The 16,934-nt window shown below is 75.3% G+C and carries 18 protein-coding genes; 8 read left to right on the forward strand and 10 right to left on the reverse strand.

The features are described 5' to 3' along the window. Positions 1–82: 82 nt before the first annotated feature. Both KDL28_RS41360 and KDL28_RS05555 read left to right on the forward strand, forming a co-directional pair. Positions 83–1,855 (forward strand): sensor histidine kinase, encoded by a 1,773-nt coding sequence (locus tag KDL28_RS41360; RefSeq protein WP_252436119.1) that lies wholly within the window; start codon positions 83–85, stop codon positions 1,853–1,855. Positions 1,856–1,948: 93 nt separating this feature from the next. Beyond that, the gene (locus tag KDL28_RS05555) at positions 1,949–2,653 is read left to right on the forward strand and encodes a response regulator (RefSeq protein WP_252436120.1); all 705 of its coding nucleotides are present in this window, start codon (positions 1,949–1,951) and stop codon (positions 2,651–2,653) included. Here KDL28_RS05555 and KDL28_RS05560 read toward each other — a convergent pair. Continuing rightward, complete coding sequence (locus tag KDL28_RS05560; RefSeq protein ID WP_252436121.1) at positions 2,650–2,946, reverse strand: YciI family protein; 297 nt, start codon at positions 2,944–2,946, stop codon at positions 2,650–2,652. The two genes, KDL28_RS05555 and KDL28_RS05560, sit on opposite strands and share 4 nt — an antisense overlap. A 131-nt stretch (positions 2,947–3,077) precedes the next feature. Here KDL28_RS05560 and KDL28_RS05565 point away from each other — a divergent pair, with 131 nt between their 5' ends. Both KDL28_RS05565 and KDL28_RS05570 read left to right on the forward strand, forming a co-directional pair. Beyond that, on the forward strand, positions 3,078–3,983 hold the full coding sequence (locus tag KDL28_RS05565; protein ID WP_252436122.1) for a LysR family transcriptional regulator: 906 nt from the start codon (positions 3,078–3,080) through the stop codon (positions 3,981–3,983). A gap of 122 nt (positions 3,984–4,105) precedes the next feature. Further along, positions 4,106–4,657: a dihydrofolate reductase family protein gene (locus tag KDL28_RS05570; RefSeq protein ID WP_252436123.1), complete on the forward strand. Its 552-nt coding sequence runs from the start codon at positions 4,106–4,108 to the stop codon at positions 4,655–4,657. A 112-nt stretch (positions 4,658–4,769) separates the two neighbouring features. On the opposite strand, the gene KDL28_RS05575 is transcribed toward KDL28_RS05570, so the two are convergent. Next, positions 4,770–5,195 carry an organic hydroperoxide resistance protein gene (locus KDL28_RS05575; RefSeq protein ID WP_252436124.1) on the reverse strand — a complete coding sequence of 142 codons (426 nt, stop codon included), beginning with the start codon at positions 5,193–5,195 and terminating at the stop codon, positions 4,770–4,772. 133 nt (positions 5,196–5,328) lie between these two features. Here KDL28_RS05575 and KDL28_RS05580 point away from each other — a divergent pair, with 133 nt between their 5' ends. The 3 genes from KDL28_RS05580 (at position 5,329) to KDL28_RS05590 (ending at position 8,341) form a co-directional block, all read left to right on the forward strand. After that, positions 5,329–6,795, forward strand: a complete 1,467-nt coding sequence (locus KDL28_RS05580; protein WP_252436125.1) for a linalool dehydratase/isomerase domain-containing protein — start codon at positions 5,329–5,331, stop codon at positions 6,793–6,795. Beyond that, on the forward strand, positions 6,792–7,307 hold the full coding sequence (locus KDL28_RS05585; protein ID WP_252436126.1) for an SCO family protein: 516 nt from the start codon (positions 6,792–6,794) through the stop codon (positions 7,305–7,307). The genes KDL28_RS05580 and KDL28_RS05585 overlap by 4 nt, the downstream gene beginning before the upstream one ends. A gap of 179 nt (positions 7,308–7,486) precedes the next feature. Then, a complete protein-coding gene (locus tag KDL28_RS05590; RefSeq protein WP_252436127.1) occupies positions 7,487–8,341 on the forward strand; it encodes a dioxygenase family protein in 855 nt (284 codons plus the stop codon). Positions 8,342–8,369: 28 nt separating this feature from the next. Here KDL28_RS05590 and KDL28_RS05595 read toward each other — a convergent pair whose 3' ends face one another. Next, positions 8,370–9,239 carry a PaaX family transcriptional regulator gene (locus tag KDL28_RS05595; protein ID WP_252436128.1) on the reverse strand — a complete coding sequence of 290 codons (870 nt, stop codon included), beginning with the start codon at positions 9,237–9,239 and terminating at the stop codon, positions 8,370–8,372. 157 nt (positions 9,240–9,396) lie between these two features. On the opposite strand from KDL28_RS05595, the gene KDL28_RS05600 reads away from it, so the two are divergent. After that, entirely contained in the window at positions 9,397–10,737 is a 1,341-nt protein-coding gene (locus KDL28_RS05600) for an MFS transporter (protein ID WP_252436129.1), read from the forward strand. Positions 10,738–10,822: 85 nt separating this feature from the next. Here the strand turns inward: KDL28_RS05600 and KDL28_RS05605 are convergent, their stop codons facing one another. The 7 genes from KDL28_RS05605 to KDL28_RS05635 form a co-directional block, all read right to left on the reverse strand. Then, the gene (locus tag KDL28_RS05605) at positions 10,823–11,698 is read right to left on the reverse strand and encodes an ABC transporter substrate-binding protein (RefSeq protein WP_252436130.1); all 876 of its coding nucleotides are present in this window, start codon (positions 11,696–11,698) and stop codon (positions 10,823–10,825) included. Between the two features lie 23 nt (positions 11,699–11,721). Then, positions 11,722–12,447, reverse strand: coding sequence for a hypothetical protein (locus KDL28_RS05610; protein ID WP_252436131.1), 726 nt, complete (start codon positions 12,445–12,447; stop codon positions 11,722–11,724). A gap of 81 nt (positions 12,448–12,528) precedes the next feature. After that, positions 12,529–13,428, reverse strand: coding sequence for a beta-keto acid cleavage family enzyme (locus tag KDL28_RS05615; RefSeq protein WP_252436132.1), 900 nt, complete (start codon positions 13,426–13,428; stop codon positions 12,529–12,531). 23 nt (positions 13,429–13,451) lie between these two features. After that, positions 13,452–14,402, reverse strand: a complete 951-nt coding sequence (locus KDL28_RS05620) for a zinc metalloprotease HtpX (protein ID WP_252436133.1) — start codon at positions 14,400–14,402, stop codon at positions 13,452–13,454. Between the two features lie 44 nt (positions 14,403–14,446). Further along, entirely contained in the window at positions 14,447–15,106 is a 660-nt protein-coding gene (locus KDL28_RS05625; RefSeq protein ID WP_252436134.1) for a hypothetical protein, read from the reverse strand. A gap of 92 nt (positions 15,107–15,198) precedes the next feature. Beyond that, on the reverse strand, positions 15,199–15,960 hold the full coding sequence (locus KDL28_RS05630; RefSeq protein ID WP_252436135.1) for a tyrosine-protein phosphatase: 762 nt from the start codon (positions 15,958–15,960) through the stop codon (positions 15,199–15,201). Between the two features lie 64 nt (positions 15,961–16,024). Next, positions 16,025–16,825 carry a glycoside hydrolase family 16 protein gene (locus KDL28_RS05635; RefSeq protein WP_252436136.1) on the reverse strand — a complete coding sequence of 267 codons (801 nt, stop codon included), beginning with the start codon at positions 16,823–16,825 and terminating at the stop codon, positions 16,025–16,027. Positions 16,826–16,934 lie beyond the last annotated feature (109 nt).

A 16,934-nucleotide genomic window follows, 5' to 3' on the forward strand; every position in this document is an offset into this window, starting at 1 on the left:
AAGCCGAGGGTTTCCCCTCACGGTTCGAGGGTCGACCGGCTCGACGGACGCGCCCGGGTGTGGTCGGTCCGGCTAACACCGCGTGATCGACGACCGACACCAGGGAGTGGCCTCCGAACCGGTGCGCAGCCTGCGCGGGCACCGCCTCGCGTTCGGCTACCGGTGGGCCATGGGCGTGGTCGGCGCGGGCGCGCTGACCGTACTGATCCAGCTGCCCGCCGTGCGCGACGAGCCGTTCTTCGTCGGCGTCAACGCCACGGTGGTGATGTCGCTGGTGGCGCTGGGCCACTACCTCGTCGCCCAGCACGAGGAGCGCTTCACGGGGCTGTGCTTCGTCGCGGCGGCGGCCGGGTGGATCGTGCTCAGCCTCGACGTGCACCCCACGTGGGGCTCGCTGCCCTCGTGGCTGTTCGGCAGCGCGATCGTCTACACCTCGCTGGGCTGCGGGGTCCTGCGCTGGGGGCGCTCGCGCCTGGACGCCGACGGCCGCCGGTGGGTGGCGGTCGCGCTGATCGGGACGACCGGCGCGACCATCCCGATCGCGCTGGTGTCGCGGCCGGAGTGGCTGGGCTTCTCCCCCGCCGCGTTCTGGCCCGCGCCGTGGCCGGACCCGACCGCCAGCACCGCGCTGGCGGTCGTGGCGTCGGCCGGCTTCGTGGTGGTGGGCGCCTGGTTCGCCCGGGTCGCCCTGCGGCGGCTGCGCTCGGCGACCCCGGCGCAGCGGCGGATCCTGCGCCCGCTGAGCCTGGCCGCGGCCGGGTGGGGCGGCGCCGCGGCCGTCGTCAACGCGGTGGGCGCGATGTCGCCCGGCCTGCTGCCGCTGCACGCCAACTCCACGGTCGTCGGCCTGCTCTCGATCGGCGTCACCGCCGCGCTGGCCACCGCGATCAACCGCGGCCGCATCCTGGCCGCGACGTTCGTCGACGCGCTGCCCACCGAGCGGACGCCCGAGTCGCTGACCGCCTACGCCCGCAGCGCGCTGTCCGACCCGACCGCCGAGCTGCTGTTCGTGGTGCCCGGCAGGCCGATCGTGATCGACGGAGCCGGGCGGCTGCGCGAGCTGCCCGACACCACCCGCGGCGACCGGTTCGTGCAGTGGATCACCGGCACCGGGGGCGAGCCGGTGGCGGCGCTGGTCGGCGGGCCGGCCCTGCGCGACGACCCGGCCGCGGTCCGGTCGTTCGCCGCGGTGCTGTCGATCGTGGCCGAGAACCAGCAGCTGCACGCCGTGCTGCGGATGCGGCTGGCCCAGCTGAACGCGGCCCGCGCGGGCGAGCGGCTGGCCCTGGACCGCGCCCGCGCCCAGTTCCGCCGCGACCTGCACGACGGAGTCCAGCAGACCATCGCCGCCGCCCGCATGGACCTCGACGGCCTGCTCGACGACCTGCCCGACCGGGGCGGGGACGCCGCCGAGGAGCTGGCCGGCAAGCTGCGCCTCGCGCTCGACCAGATCCGCGGCCTCGAGCGCGGCACCGCGCCGCCCGAGCTGTCCTCCGGCCTGGACGCCGCGGTCGCCCGGATGGCCACCGAGCTGCGCCTGGACGCGACCCGCCGGATCACCGCCGAGGACCTCGGCGTGCTCACCCTGCCCGCCTACTACCTGCTGCGCGAGGCGCTGACCAACGTCCACAAGCACGCGGGCGCGTCCCACGTGGAGATCGTCGTCGAGCCGTCGGACGGGGTCCTCGAGGTGGTCGTGCGCGACGGCGGCAGCGGCGGGGCCGCGGTGCGCGCCGGGCGCGGGCTCGCCGGGCTGCGCGACCGGGTGGCCGAGCTGGGCGGCACGCTCACCGTCGAGAGCCCCACCGGCACCGGCACCACGCTGCGCGCGCTGCTCCCGTCGGTGCCGGCCTGATCGCCCGATCGGGGGCTACGGTCGATATCCTCCCGGTGACGCACCGTGGAGGGTGCCCACCCGGGCGCCGACGACCCGAAAGCGAGCACCGGCGTGCGAGTCGCCCTGGTCGACGACAACGAGCTGTGGCGCGGCAGCCTGGTGTCCGCCCTGAACAGCCGCGGCATCGAGGTCGCGGCCGACACCACCGACGGCGACGAGCTGCTCGACCGCCTCGACCGGATCGGCCCGATCGACGTCGCCGTCCTCGATCTGCGCCTGCCGCCCACCTGGTCCGACGAGGGCCTCACCCTCGGCCGGACGCTGCGCGAGCGCCTCGGCGACGTCGGGATCATCATCCTGTCCGGCTACGAGCAGGACGTGCAGCTGCGCTACGCCACCCGCGCCCTCGGCGACCTCGGCGGCACCGGGGGCGTGGGCTACCTGTTCAAGGACCGGGTGAACCGGGCCATGCTCAAGGAGGCGGTGCAGCGCGTCGCGGCGGGGCGCGTCGTCGTCGACCCGATGTTCTCCCAGGAGGCCGCCGAGGAGTGGCGCCGGCGCAACGAGGGCGCGACCGACTTCACCGCGCGCGAGGTCGAGGTGCTCGACCTGCTCGCCCAGGGCCTGTCCAACCGGGAGATCGCCGACAGCCTCTACATCTCGCTGCCGGTCGCCGAGCGGCACCTGACCCGGATCTTCCGCCGGATGCTGCCCGAGAGCGCCGAGGCCGGCCCGGAGCCGCGCCGCGACAACCGCCGCGTGCTCGCGGTGCTGGAGTGGCTGCGCCGCACCGGTCGGTTGCGCGAGCCCGACTAGAAGTGCGGGGCGAGCGAGCCGGTCACCACGTCCCACTCGGTCGCGACCACCTCCGAGACCAGGCCCTCGACCTGGAACGGATCCTGCTTGAGCAGAGCGAGCAGCTCGTCCTTCGTGGAGCTGCGGAAGATCAGCAGCGCGCCCGCCGCCTCCCCCTGCGCGTAGGGGCCGGAGACCAGCAGCACGCCCTCGTCGGCCAGCCCGCGCAGGAACTCGCGGTGCGTCGGGCGGACGGCCGCGCGGGCGTCGGCGGTGTCGTCGGGGTAGGCGTAGGTCACGGCGAAGACGGGCATGGGCCGATCCTGCCCCGCCGACCGGCAGGCGGGCGAGCCCGGACGGTGCTGCCGTCTCCCGACCGAACCCGGCGGCGAGCAGCAGCCATGCGACCGACGAGAGTCGAGCGCCGGTGGTATGCCTGTGCCTCATGGACCTGACCGTGACCGGCCTGCGCGTGCTGCGCGAGGTCGCCGAGCGCGGCACCTTCACCGCCGCCGCGGCCGCGCTCGGCTACACGCAGTCGGCGGTGTCCCGGCAGGTGGCCGTGCTGGAGCGGGCGGCGGGCGGCGCCCTGTTCGAGCGCCGCCGCGACGGCGTGCGGCTCACCCCCGCCGGGCTGGCGCTCCTGGGCCACGCCGGCGTCGCGCTGGACGCCCTGGACGCGGCCGAGCGCGAGCTGCGCGGCCTGGCCGCGAGCGGCGGCGTCGTCCGGCTGGGGATGTTCATCAGCGCCGGGGCCGTCCTGGTGCCGCGGGCGCTGGCCACGCTGCGCCGGTCCCGGCCCGACATCGCCGTCACGACCCGGGAGGGCACCACGCCCGCGCTGGTCAGGTCCCTGCGCGCGGGCACGCTCGACCTGGCCGTGCTGTCGTCGCGGCCGCCCTTCCGCCCGCCGGACGACGAGACGCCCCGCCTGGAGCTGGCGACGCTGGTCGAGTCGACGCTGCGGCTCGCGGTGCCGGCGGGCAGCCCGCTCGCCGCGCACGACACCGTGCCCGTCGAGGACCTGACCGAGCTGGCCTGGATCGCCAGCCCCGACAGCGGCGCCGAGCCGCTGCTGGGCGTGTGGCCGGGGCTGGCCGGGCGGCCCCGGGTCGCGCACACCGCCCGCGACTGGCTGACGAAGCTGCGCCTGGTCGCCGCGGGCTGCGGCGTCACAACCGTGCCGGCCAGCCTGGTCGCCGCGGTCCCGGCCGGGGTCCGGCTGCTCACCGTGCAGGGCGGACCGGTGGAGCGCCGCCGCTCGGTGCTGGCCCGCAGACCCGGGCAGCCCTCGCCCCCCGTCCGGGAGCTGGCCAGGGCGCTGCACGAGGCCGCGGCCGAGCTCGTGTGACGCAGGGCATGACCGCGCGTCGATGAGCCCACCACCCGGGTGCGGTCCCACACCTCGACACCACCACGATGCACCCGGAAGGCGGCCCGGCCGCACCGGAACGAGCGAGCAGGAGCACCACCATGGGCACGATCAAGGTGCACGAGTTCACCACCCTCGACGGCGTCATCGGCGCTCCGATGTGGACGATGGACTACCCGTTCACCGAGCAGATGATCGGCGCCGTCGGCCCGCTGACCGCGTCGAGCTCGGCGATCCTGCTGGGTCGCACCACCTACGAGATGTTCGGCCCGGCGTGGTCGAGCCGCACCGTCGAGGACGACCCGGGCGCCCCGTTCTTCAACGAGACCCACAAGTACGTCGTGTCCAGCACGCTCGAGAAGGGCGACTGGGAGCCCGCGACCATCCTCGGCGGCTACGACGCCGACATGATCCGCGAGTTCAAGGACGGCATCGACGGCGGCATCTACATCAGCGGCAGCGGCACCCTGGTCCGGGCGCTGATCGCCGACGGCCTGGTCGACGAGCTGCACCTGTTCGTCTACCCCGTCGCCGTCGGCGAGGGCCCGCGCCTGTTCCCCGAGGGCGGCCCGCAGACCACCATGGCGCTGATCGGCGCCGAGGGCCTCGACAACGGCGTGGTCCACCTGACCTACGGCCCCGCGAAGGGCTGAGCCCCGCACCCACGTGACAGGAAAGCCACCATCAGGACGCCAGGTGTCCTGATGGTGGCTTTCCTGACGTTCCGGGCCGGGGGGACGGAGGGGCGGGTGCGGAGAGGTGGGGCTACTCCACGCGGAGGTCGACCTGGATGTTGCCCGCGGTCGCCTTCGAGTACGGGCAGATCGTGTGGGTCTTCTCCATCGCCGCCGTCGCCTGCTCCCGGGTGAGCCGCGGCGCGTGCAGCGCCAGCTCCACGGCCAGCCCGAAGTTCGGGACCCCGTCGCGCAGGAACGTCACCCGCGCCGTGACGTGCGAGTCCTGCAGGGCGTCGGCGGGCAGGTCGAGAGCCGGCACCGCGAAGCGCATGGCGCTGTGGAAGCAGGCCGCGTACCCGGCGGCGAACAGCTGCTCGGGGTTCGTGCCGGGGCCGCCGTCGCCGCCCATCTCGGCCGGCCGCGAGAGCTGGAGGTCCAGCCGCTCGTCGGAGGACACCACCGCCCCCAGCCGCGCCCCGTACGCCGTCGCCTCGGCCGTGTAGACCCGCTCCATCGCGCCCTCCGATCACATCCGCGGTGCGGACACCGAACCACGCCGCGCCGATCAGCGCTCGTGGCCTGATCGAAGGTCGGGCGCGGGGACCGGGGGCCTGGCCCCGTCTTGCGCCCAGGACCATTGTGGTGGCATGCGCCAACTCGACCGCGAGCAGTCGGGCCACCTGCGCCACTGGGACGAGCTGTCGCGCCGCCAGCCCAACGACTGGTCGCTGATGCAGGGCAAGGGCACCGGCCAGGACGACTTCGGCGGCTACCGCTTCCAGCTCGCCTACATGGTCTACGGCCTCGCGCTGACCCACCGCCACCGGCTCCCGGCCGCGCCGGGCCTGTTCCGCCCGATGATGCAGCGGCTGATCGACAAGCTGCTGCTGCCCGAGGTGTGGATGTACTGGCGCGACGTGAGCCGGGGCGGCTCGGTGTTCAACGCCCACCTGGCCGACCGGCTGGGCGAGGAGTGGGACCCGGTCGTCCGCGACAACATCATGTACAGCGCCTACGTGCAGTCCTGCGCGCTGCTGCACGACCACCTCTTCGCCGACGACCGGTACGCCCGGCCGGGCTCGCTGACCTTCCGGCACTGGTCGTTCTTCTGGGGCGGCGGCGAGAAGCGCTTCGCCTACGACCGCGACTCGCTCACCGAGCACCTGTACTGGCAGATGGTGCGCAACGGCTACGTCGGCATCGCGTGCGAGCCCAACTGCGTCTTCCAGATCTGCAACCAGCCGGCCATCCTCGGCTTCCGGCTGCACGACCTGCTCACCGGCGGCACCCGCGCCGACGACGTCGTGGCCGGCTACGAGCGGGCCTGGGCCGAGTTCGGCCGCCTGGACGCCGGCGGCCACTACAACATGATGCTGGCCGAGGACAGCCGCGCCGTGCGGCCCAACGAGGCGCCCTCGCCGTGGGTCGACGCCTGGTGCGGGACGCTGATGAACACCTGGAACCGCGACTTCGTCCGGGAGAACTACCCGCGCCAGGTCGCCGACTTCCTCGTCCCCGGCCCGGACGGCACCCTGTCGGTGCGGTCGGCCCCCGCCCGCCAGGTCATGGGGCAGCCGGTCGTGACCGACACCTGCGACACGGGCTGGGTCGCGGCGTGGGCCTCGGAGATGGGCGACCGCGCCACCCTCGACGGGCTGCTCGCGCACGCCGACCGGTTCATGGCCCCGACCTGGCGCGACGGCGCGCTCCACTACCCCCGCAACGACACCCCCGCCGACGCCTGCGGCCACCGCACCGAGATCGAGCCGATGACCGGCAACGTGCTGCTCGGCTACGCCCGGCTCAACGTCGCGGACGGGCTGTGGGGGCTCTACAACGAGCCGTGGAGCGCCGCGCACCACGCCGAGCCCGCGCTCGTCGAGGTCGACCGGGACGTCGAGGTGAGCCGGGCCGAGGTCGTCGACGGCGTGCTGCACGCCCGGTTGCGCCGGGAGACGGCCGTGCCCGGCGACGGCGCGGTGACGATCGGGCGGGTTCCGGCGGGGGCCCGCCTGCTGCTCGGCGGCACCGAGCTCGACGCTCCCGCCGTCGACGGCGGCGTCGTGGTGCGCGTGCCCGACGGCCCGGCCGTCGACCTGGCGCTGGTGCCGTGACCGCCCCGCCGATCCGGGCCGCGTTCGACCTGGTCGACCACCACGGGCGGGAGGTCACCGAGCGCACCTACCGGGGCTCGTGGCTGCTGGTGCAGTTCGGCTTCACGTCGTGCCGGGTGGTCTGCCCGCGGGCGCTGGCGAAGCTGTCGGCCGCGCTGGACGCCCTCGACCCGCCGCCCGGCCTCGTCGTCCCGCTCTACGTCACGGTCGACCCCGAGCGCGACACCCCCGACGTCCTGCGCGCCCACCTGGAGGCCGCGCACCCGCGGTTCACCGGCCTGACCGGCCCGCCCGAGCGGATCGAGGAGGCGAAGCGGGCGTTCCTGGTCTTCGCCCGGCGCCGCCCCGACCCCGACGACCCCGACGGCTACGCGGTACCGCACACCGCGATCACGTACCTGGTCGACCCGCGGGGCCGCCCGGCGCACCACTGGCCCGACACCCGTGACGCCGCCGACATCACCGCCGACCTGCGCCGGCTCGTCCTGAGCCCACCACCAGACGCGCGATAGCGTCCGGGTCGGCCGAGCCGCAGCGGGTCCCTCAGCCACGTCGCAGCCCCGCCCGGCGGATCCTCGCTCACAGCGCGCACTCAGGTGACGCACAGGTCCTGGATCGACCCGCTGCCTACCGTCGGGTCGTACCCGAGTTGCACGGAGGAACTGTGAAGCGGAACCAGGAAGACGGTCGCGTGCCGACCTACCGCGGTCGTGCCCTGCCCAGGCCGCACGAGGACGTCGTCGACCAGGGCCTGGGCTTCGACATGGCGACGATGGTCGGGCGGCGCCGGGTGCTCAGGGCGCTCGGGTTGGGGACGGTGGCGGTCGGGTTGGCGGCGTGCGGCGCGGGCGCCGGGAGCGCGACCGCGACGACCTCGACCGGTGAGGTCCCGGACGAGACGGCGGGCCCGTACCCCGGCGACGGGTCCAACGGCCCGGACGTGCTCTCCGAGAGCGGGGTCGTGCGCAGCGACATCCGGTCGAGCTTCGGGTCGTCGAGCGGCACCGCGGAGGGCGTGCCGATGACGCTCGACCTGACGATCTCCGACCTGGCCGCGGGCGGGTCGGCGTTCGCCGGTGCGGCCGTCTACGTGTGGCACTGCAGCCGCGAGGGCGGCTACTCGCTCTACTCGGAGGGGGTCGAGGACCAGAACTTCCTGCGCGGCGTGCAGATCGCCGACGCCTCCGGGAAGGTCCGCTTCACCAGCATCTTCCCGGCCTGCTACGCCGGGCGCTGGCCGCACGTCCACTTCGAGGTCTACCCGGACGAGGCGGCCATCGCCGACGCCGCGAACGCCGTGGCCACCTCGCAGGTGGCGCTGCCGCAGGACGTGTGCGAGGTCGTCTACGCCGAGCCGGGCTACGAGGACTCGGTGGGCAACCTGGCCGACGTCAGCCTGAGCGGCGACAACGTCTTCGGCGACGACGGCGGGGCGCTGCAGCTGGCCACCGCCACCGGCGACGTGACCGCCGGCTACGCCGTCTCGCTGGCGGTCGGGGTGGACACCGGCACCGAGCCGTCCGGCGGCGGCGGCCCGTCGCGCTGAGCCGGTGCGACGTCGTGGCCGGTGCGGCTCAGCCCGGCCCGGCGTCGAGGTCGGGGACGAGGTCGAGGATCCGCGCGGCGATCGTGCGCGCCTCCGGGTCGAGCTCGGAGTAGAACGTCCGGAAGACCTCCTGGGCGTGCGCGGCGGGCCAGTCGCGCGGCAGGTGGCGCGCCGGCAGCCGCGGGTCCTGGCGGATCACCTGCAGCCAGTCGGTCTGCAGCGCGAGGTGCTGGGCGAGGCGGTCGGGCAGCGGGGGGCGCCGCCCGGCCTCCTGCCAGCGCTCGACGAAACCGCGGTAGCGCGCGGCGATGGCGTCGAGGTCCCACGCGTCGCACAGCAGGCCGTCGAGGTCGGTCGGGGCGAGGGCGCGCGCCTCGAACGCGCGGATGTGCCGGGCCGCCTGCAGTCCCTCGGTGACCGCGGCGACGTCGGCGTGCGACGGGGAGATCCACAGCCCGTTCTGCAGCGGGCCGAAGCCGGCCCACAGCAGCCGCGAGCGCAGCTCGTGGCGCTGGCGCTGCCAGGACTCGGGCAGCGAGAAGCCCAGCAGCGTCCAGGTGCCGTCCCACTGCTCGTTCACCGCGCCGGTGTGCCAGACCCGGGTCTCCCCGTCGCGCAGGATCTCCTGGCTGCGCGTGGTCAGCCCGAGGTAGACCTGGCGGCCGCGGCGGACCCGGCGCAGCAGGTCGCGGCGGGCCATCCGGCTGAGCGTGGAGCGGGTGGCGTGCTCGGAGACCCCGACGCGGTCGAGCACCTCGATGACGCTGCTGGTGGCCACCTGGACGTCGCGACCGAGCAGGTAGCTGCCGAAGAAGGTCAGCAGGATGGCCTGCGGACGCGGGGCGCCGTCGGGGGTGGGCCCGTCGAGGTCGGGTTCCGGCTGACCCGCGGCGTGCACGACAGACACTCTAGCTCCGATGATGTTGGGCGAGAACATTGCCGACGGTCAGGAAAGTGCCTAACATTCTGCTCGATTGTGACGCAGCTCGCTGACCGATGGGCGAGTGGACCGGCCCGTCCCCCAGATCCAGCTCTCCAGCAGACAGGGCACCGCAATGACGCAACCCGACAAGTCGGGCATCCAGCTCCGGCGCGCCGTGCTGTCCAGCTACCTCGGCAGCGTGATCGAGTACTACGACTTCCTGCTCTACGCGACCGCGTCGGCGGTGGTGTTCAACCGGGTCTTCTTCTCCGACCTCGACCCGGTCGTCGGCACCGTGGCCAGCTTCGGCACCCTGGCCACCGGCTACTTCGCGCGCCCCATCGGCGGGCTGCTCTTCGGCCACTTCGGCGACCGGCTCGGTCGCAAGCGGATGCTCGTGCTGAGCATGACGATCATGGGCGTGGGCAGCACGCTGATCGGCCTGCTGCCCACCAACGCCCAGATCGGGGCCTGGGCGCCGATCCTGCTGATCCTGCTGCGCGTCCTGCAGGGCGTGGCCATCGGCGGCGAGTGGAGCGGCGCGGTGCTGATGTCCGCCGAGCACGCCACCTCCCGGCGCGGGCTGTGGGCCAGCTTCACCGGGGCGGGCGCGCCCAGCGGCATGGTCCTGTCGACCCTCGTGCTGGCCGCCTCGGCGGCGATCTCCGGCGAGGAGGGCTTCCTGGTCTGGGGCTGGCGCATCCCGTTCATCCTGAGCATCGCACTGCTGGGCGTCGGCCTGTTCGTCCGGCTGCGGGTCACCGAGACCCCGGTGTTCCGCGAGGCCGCGGCGGCCGCCGAGCACTCGCGCCCGCCGGTGCTGGAGGTCCTGCGCAACCACCCGCGCAACCTGCTGCTCTCGATCGGCGTCGGCTTCGGGGCGTTCGTCGCCCAGGGCACGCTCACCGTCTTCGTCATCTCCTACGCGGTGCAGGTCGGCTTCCCGCGCCCGGAGGTGCTCAACGCGCTCACCCTGTCGTCGGTGGTGGCGATCTTCGGCACGCTGTTCTTCTCGCACCTGTCCGACCGCTTCGGGCGCCGTCCGATGGTCCTGGCCGGGGCGATCGGCATGACGATCTGGGCGTTCGCGCTCTTCCCGCTCATCGACTCGGGCTCGGGCTTCCTGCTGATCGTCGCCGTGGTCGTGGGCCAGGGCGTCGTGCACGCGTGCTGGTACGGGCCGCTGGGCGCGCTCTACAGCGAGCTGTTCTCCACCCGCACCCGCTACACCGGCTCCGCGCTGGGCTACCAGATCGCCGGCATCGGTGCGGGCATCGGCCCGCTGATCTTCGCCTCGGTGCTGGCCGGGGGCGGCGGCACGTTCGCCGTGTCGGCGGTGATCGCCGCCTGCTGCGTGCTGTCGATCGCCTGCACCCTCGCCCTGCGGGAGACGTCGTCGGTCGACCTGACCGCCGACGACCCGACCGCGGCCGCTCCGGTGTCGCGACGTCCCGAGGGGTCCGCCGCGCACTGACCGGCGGGTGGGAGCGGCTCTCGTCCCCCTCCACGGGATGAGGGCCGCTCCCGTCCACCCACGTACCCGATCCGGCTCGGATCGATCACCCGCGGTGGTGGGCGATCCGGCCCGCCGGTGGACGCGCCACGGTCGCCGGGTGCAGCGCCCAGGCCAGCGCCTCCACCCCGTCGACCAGCGCGGGGCCGGCCTGCACCACGTAGCCGGCCGAGTCGATCGCGACCAGCGACACCCCGGGCAGCCGCGCGGCCACCGCCGGGCACTGCGCGAGCGCGGCGGCCAGGTCCATCCCGCACGGGGCCACGACCACCACGTCCGCCGCGGGCAGCTCGGCCCACGACGCCGCCGTGCTGCGCCCGCCCTCGACCGCGCCGACGGGCTCGCCGCCCGCCCGGCGGACCAGCTCGGGCACCCAGTGGCCGGGCAGGAAGGGCGGGTCGGTCCACTCCAGGACGAGCACGCGCGGGCGGGGCCGGCCCGCCACCGCCCGGGCCACGGCCGCCAGCCGCGCCCGCAGGCCGGCGACCAGCGCGGCCGCCACCGCGTCGACACCCGCGGCCCGCCCGACGGCGGTGATCGAGTCGAGCACCTCGTCGAGGGTGTGCGGGTCGAGGGAGAGCACCTCGGCGTCGGTGCCGATCGCCCGGCAGGCGTCGGCGACCGTGCCCGCCGGCAGCGCGCAGACGCGGCAGAGGTCCTGGGTGAGGATGAGGTCGGGGTCGAGCGCGGCCAGCGCGGCCCGGTCCAGCTCGTACACCGCCAGCCCGCGCGCGGTCCGGTCGCGCACCCAGGCGTCGATCTCGCCGGGGGTGAGGTCGGGCGGGATGGCGGTGTCGACGACCACCGGGCGGCGGGCCCGCGCCGCCGCCGCGCACTCGAACGTCACGCAGGCCAGCTGGTCGTCCAGGCCCAGCGCCATGACGATCTCGGTGGCCGCCGGCAGCAGGGAGGCGATCCGCACCGCGCCCGGTCCCCGCCCCGGCCTCAGTCGGCCGAGCCGACCAGGGCCCCGCGGGCCCGGTCCTCGATCGCCACGGCCGCGGGGGCGGGCAGCCGCCAGCCCGTGCGCTTCTCCAGCTCGGCGAACCGGCCGCGGGCCTGCTCGAAGGCCGTGCGGCGCTCGGCGTCGAACGGCGAGGACGCCACCACCTCGAGCAGCGTGCGCACCTGGTCGATCAGGGCGCGCTCGTCGTCGCTGAACCCGGAGGCGCCGTGGCGGCGGGCGGCGTCGACCGCGGCCGTCCACGACCGCTCCGCGCGCTCCACCGCGGCGACGAACTCCCCCGCGTGCGGCGCGCCCGGGTGGTCGTCGGTGAGCAGCGCCGAGACCTCGGCGAAGGCGTCGACGAACCGGGCCGTGGCGGGCCGGCGCACGTCCACCAGGGCCGGCAGGTCGAGCACCGAGCGCGGGTCGCACTCGAAGGCCGCGTACTCCGCGGCCACGTCGCCGAACCGGCGCACCGCGTCGTCCCAGTCGGCGGTCGGGGCGGCCGCGACCGGCCGCGGCCGCGCCCGGTCGACCAGTCGGTCGAGCCACCCGCTGCGCCACAGCACCGCGAGCACGACGACGGCGGCCAGCAGCGTCGCCAGCAGCGCGGGCAGGACGGGCCAGAAGCCCGGCGCGTCGTGCCAGCCCGGGCCGCCGCGCGGGCCGGGGCCGCCGTGCGGGCCGAACCAGTGGTGGTCGTGCCCGTCCCAGTCGCGTCCCATGCGACCCCCCTCCGCCGGCTACTGGCGTGCAGTGTGGCCCGGCCGGGGTGGGACCCGCGAGAGGCGGGTCACAGGAAGGTCTCAGCCCGCGGCGCCGCGCCGGGCCGGCACGCCGAGCAGGGCGCGCGCCTCGACGATGCTCGCCGGGCTGCGCCCCAGCCGCTCGACCAGTGCCACCACCCCGTCGACCAGCTCGCGGTTGGTCGGCGTGGCCGGGCCGGCGTGGTCCTCCAGCCCGACGCGGACGTGCCCGCCCCTGCGGACGGCGCGCTCAGCGAGTCCACAGGCGACGACGTCGCCGCCGAGCACCGCGACCGACCACGGCAGCCCGGAGGGCTCCAGCAGCTCCAGGTAGGCGTCGAGCGCGGCCGCGGTGGGCGGCAGGCCGAACTCCAGCGCGCCGCCGAAGTACAGCTTCACGATCGCGCCGGGCGGCACCCGCCCGGCCCGGTGCAGCGCCAGCGCGGTGCGCAGGAACCCCGGCTCGAAGATCGAGATGCTGGGCGCGGCGCCCAGCTCGGCCGTGCGGGCGAGCATGTGCTCGATGTCGGCGTAGGAGTTCTGGTAAGGCCCGTCCGCCGCGGCCGCCGGGACCCCGGCGCGGCTGGTCATGCCGACGTTGACCGAGCCCGGGTCGACCAGCGTCATCCCGCCCATCCCCCGCCGGGCCAGCTCCTCCACGTGCCCCCACCGGTCGCGCACGTCGATCCCCCGCGCGCCGGCGGCCATCGTCGGGTAGAGCAGCGCGTCGGGGTGGCGCTCCAGCACCGGCCCCCAGGCCTGCAGGTAGGGCTCGACGGCGTGCACCCCGTCGGCGGTGAACATCGGCTCGTCGTTGTGGTTGTGCACGATCGACGCGCCGCGGGCGATGCCCTCCAGCGCGGCCTCGGCGATCTCCTCCGGGCTGCGCGGGACGTGCGGGTTGACCGAGCGCGGGGTCGGTCCGTTCACGGCCAACTCGATGATCACCGGCGGCGCCACCGGGCCAGCCTGGCCCGGCGCCGCTACCAGCGCACCCCGGGGAAGCGCAGCCGGACCGGGGCCGCCACCGGCCGGTACGCGCTCGGGCGCAGGGGCGCGTGGCCGCCCAGGCGGTCGCGGTCGGTGCGCGGCACCAGCCGGCGCAGCCGCCGCACCCGCTCCTCGGTCGCCGGGTGGGTGCGCAGCAGCAGCGGGTCGGGGGCCCGCCGGTGCGGCACCACCACCCGCTCCCAGATGCGACCGGTCGCGCGCTCCAGCCGCTCCAGCCCGTCGGCCAGGCCGTCCGGGTCGCCGGTGAGCACGGCGGCCTCCAGGTCGGCGTCGTACTCGCGGGAGCGCGACAGCGCCAGCTGCAGCAGGCTGACCACCGTCGGCAGCGCCCCGAGCAGCGCCAGCAGCCACAGCGACGGGTAGTCGCCGCCGAGCGTCACCGGCAGGCTGACCAGCACCGCCAGCAACCCGCCGTAGGCCAGCGCGTGGGTGACCCGGCCGAGCACGTCGGACAGGTTCATGATCCACAGGTCGCCTGCCCGGATGTGGCTCACCTCGTGCGCCAGTACCCCGGCCAGCTCGCGGCCGGGCAGGCTGCGCAGCAGGCCGTCGGTCACCGCGATGGCGGCCTCGTCGCCGCGACCGACGGCGAACGCGTTGAGCATCGGGCTGGCCACGTAGTACAGCCGGGGCACCGCGGGCAGCCCACCCCGCTCGGCCAGCACCCGGACGAAGCGGTGCAGCTCGGGCAGCACCCAGGGCGGCACCTCCCGGGCCCGGTACATCGACAGCACCAGCCGCGGGGAGGGCACCGGGCGGAACGCGAGCACCACCACGGCCGCACCGAGCGCCACCAGCAGCCCGACCGGCCCGAAGAACGCCCACGCCAGCAGCGCGAGCACCGCCACCATCCCGCCGACGATCAGCACGGCCTGGCTCGCGTTGCGCAGCCGGTGGCGGCGCTGGACGCGCGGATCGAGCACTGGCGACCGACCTCCTTCGACGAGCGCATCGCGCCCCGCCCCGATCATTCGTCGGGGAGGCGGATCCGGTCCAGCCCGACCCGCTGGCGGCGCAGGCCCGACGGGGTGCCGTCGAGGGTGTAGTCGACGGCGACGGTGGCCCGGTCGCGGTGGCGGACGTGCGCCTCCCGCCAGCGCCCGCGCACGTCCACCAGCACCCGCTGGCCCGGCTCCAGCGCGTAGCCCGAGACGAGGGCGGGCCGATCCGGCTCCGGCGCGGGCTCCGGCGTGGCCTCCGGCTCCGGCGCGGCCTCGGGCTCCGGCTCGTCGGCGCCCTCGTCAGCGGGCTCGTCCCCGTCGTCCCCGTCGTCCCCGTCGTCCCCGTCGAGCGCGTCCTCGTCGTCCGTGTCCTCGTCGTCCGTGTCCTCGTCGTCCGTGTCCTCGTCGTCCGTGTCCTCGTCGAGTGCGTCCTCGTCGGGCGCGCCTTCGGCGTCCCGGCCCGCGGTCCGCTCCCGCCACGCCTCGACCGTCGACCGGAACCACAGCGCCACGCCGCCGAGCTCGGCGTCGGCGAAGGGCAGCCCGCCCCTGGCCGCGTCGCGCCACCGGCGCCTGCGGGCGGTGCCCGCCTTCCAGCCCATCGCGTCGTCGATGTCGCCGACCGTCATGCACTCCGCCAGCGCGCGGCGGATCTGCGCCTCGGTGGGACGGGGGTCGCTCGGCACTCCCCCAGTCTCCCCGGTTCCGGGCCGCTGCGGGGTGTCGCGACGGCAGTGGCTCGGACCCGGTGGTGGAGCGTCTCGGCACCCGCCCGCGGTCAGCCGAGCAGCACCTCGCGCCAGCGGGCCAGCTCGCCGTCGGTGGCGCCGTGGCGGCGCAGGTACCCCGTGCTCCCGCCGTCCTCGCGCACGGCGGCCAGCACGGCCCGGATCGGCGCCTCGTCCAGCGGCGGCGACGCGGCCGGGACCGGGATGTCGGCGTACCCGCCACGGGCCAGCATGGCCCGGCGGACCCGGGCGATCCGCAGCCCGGTCGCCGCGTAGTCGGCGGCGATGTCGTCCTCGTCGACGCCGGCCGCGGCCAGCAGCAGCGCCACCGCGATCCCCGTGCGGTCCTTGCCCGCCGCGCAGTGCACGAGCACCGGGACGCGACGGGCCGCGACGACGAACCGCAGGATCTCCACGAGGGCGGGTCCGGCGCCGGCGAGCATCCGGCCGTAGGCGGCGGTGAAGTCGAGGCCGCCGTCCGGTCGCTGCAGCGGCGCGTCGGCGCCGACCCGGGTCAGGTCGACCAGCGGCAGGTGCAGCCGCTCGACCGACCGCCCGGCCATCCACCCGCCGGGCTCCGGCCCCTCCTCGACCGCCCGCAGGTCGACGACGGCGCGCAGCCCGGTGACGTCGCACAGCTGCGCGGCCGCGGCGTCCGACAGGTCCTCGAGGTGGTCGCCGCGCAGCAGCACGCCGGGGCGCACGGTGCGCTCACCGGCCCGCAGGCCGCCCAGGTCGCGGACGTTGTGCGCGCCGTCGAGCTCGAGCCACAGCGGCGGCACCGGGGGGAGGGCTTCGGGAACGGCGCTCACCGGCGGACGATAACCCGCCGGTCGCCACCCCGGACCCCTGCCGACCACCGTCACACGGTCGCGCTCAGAACGGGTAGACCTTCACCCAGTCGACGAGCATCTCCGACTCCCGCACCTCGCCGTCCTCGCCCTCCTCGGGGAACCAGTCGAGCTGGATCGCCAGGTGCATCGGGCCCGGCGGCAGCACCTCCGGGTCGCTCGTCCGGTACCACTCGCGGCCGTCGAGGTAGGCGACGACGTGCTCGGGCGACCACTCCACCGCCCAGTTGCGCCACTGCGTGCCGTCGGCGAAGACCTCGCCCTGCACCTGGGAGTTGTCCTCGCCGTAGTGGACGAAGATCTTGGTCTTCTGCCGCGTCGGTTCGAGCATCTCCATGAAGTCGATCTCGCCGCCGACCGGCCAGTCCTCGGCGTCGGGCCAGAGCAGCAGCAGGGCGTGGTAGGTCTCGTCGCCGGCCGGGACCCGCACCCTGGCCTCCCAGCGGCCGTGCAGCTGGCCGGGGAACAGGGCCATCCCACCGGTGGTACCCCGGGAGTCGCCGGTGATGGTCAGCAGGCCGTCGTCGACCCCGATGGCCTCCGGCGAGCGGATGCCGTTGCCGACGTGGCCCGGCCCGTCGTAGAGGCGCCATTGGGGGCCGAGCGGGCCGTCGAACTCCTCGACGACGGTCGGCTCGCCCCAGCCCAGCAGGACGCCCGCGCTGGTGTCCGCCCCCGCGCTCGTCCGCGCCGACTCGCCCGGTCCCGACGCGGTCCGCACGGCCACGACCACCAGGGTCGCCACGAGGGCCGCCGACAGCAGGCCGGCGACCAGGGCCATCGGTCGCCGGGACGCGGGTGGCGGGGGCGCGGGGGGCGCGATCACTCGGTCAGCCTCCATAACGCTCGAAACGGACTTATCGGGCGGAAGGGTAGCGCACCCGATCGGGGGACATGATCCGGAGGCCGTGCCGCACGGCCGTCGGGGATGCCGC

Source organism: Pseudonocardia humida (assembly GCF_023898865.1).
GTDB lineage: Bacteria > Actinomycetota > Actinomycetes > Mycobacteriales > Pseudonocardiaceae > Pseudonocardia > Pseudonocardia humida.

Coding starts and splice junctions, on each gene's coding strand:
- KDL28_RS05565 (WP_252436122.1), top strand. CDS start 3,078: ATGGACCTGACCGTGACCGGCCTGCGCGTGCTGCGCGAGGTCGCCGAG.
- KDL28_RS05560 (WP_252436121.1), bottom strand. CDS start 2,946: ATGCCCGTCTTCGCCGTGACCTACGCCTACCCCGACGACACCGCCGAC.
- KDL28_RS05580 (WP_252436125.1), top strand. CDS start 5,329: ATGCGCCAACTCGACCGCGAGCAGTCGGGCCACCTGCGCCACTGGGAC.
- KDL28_RS05600 (WP_252436129.1), top strand. CDS start 9,397: ATGACGCAACCCGACAAGTCGGGCATCCAGCTCCGGCGCGCCGTGCTG.
- KDL28_RS05610 (WP_252436131.1), bottom strand. CDS start 12,447: ATGGGACGCGACTGGGACGGGCACGACCACCACTGGTTCGGCCCGCAC.
- KDL28_RS05570 (WP_252436123.1), top strand. CDS start 4,106: ATGGGCACGATCAAGGTGCACGAGTTCACCACCCTCGACGGCGTCATC.
- KDL28_RS05575 (WP_252436124.1), bottom strand. CDS start 5,195: ATGGAGCGGGTCTACACGGCCGAGGCGACGGCGTACGGGGCGCGGCTG.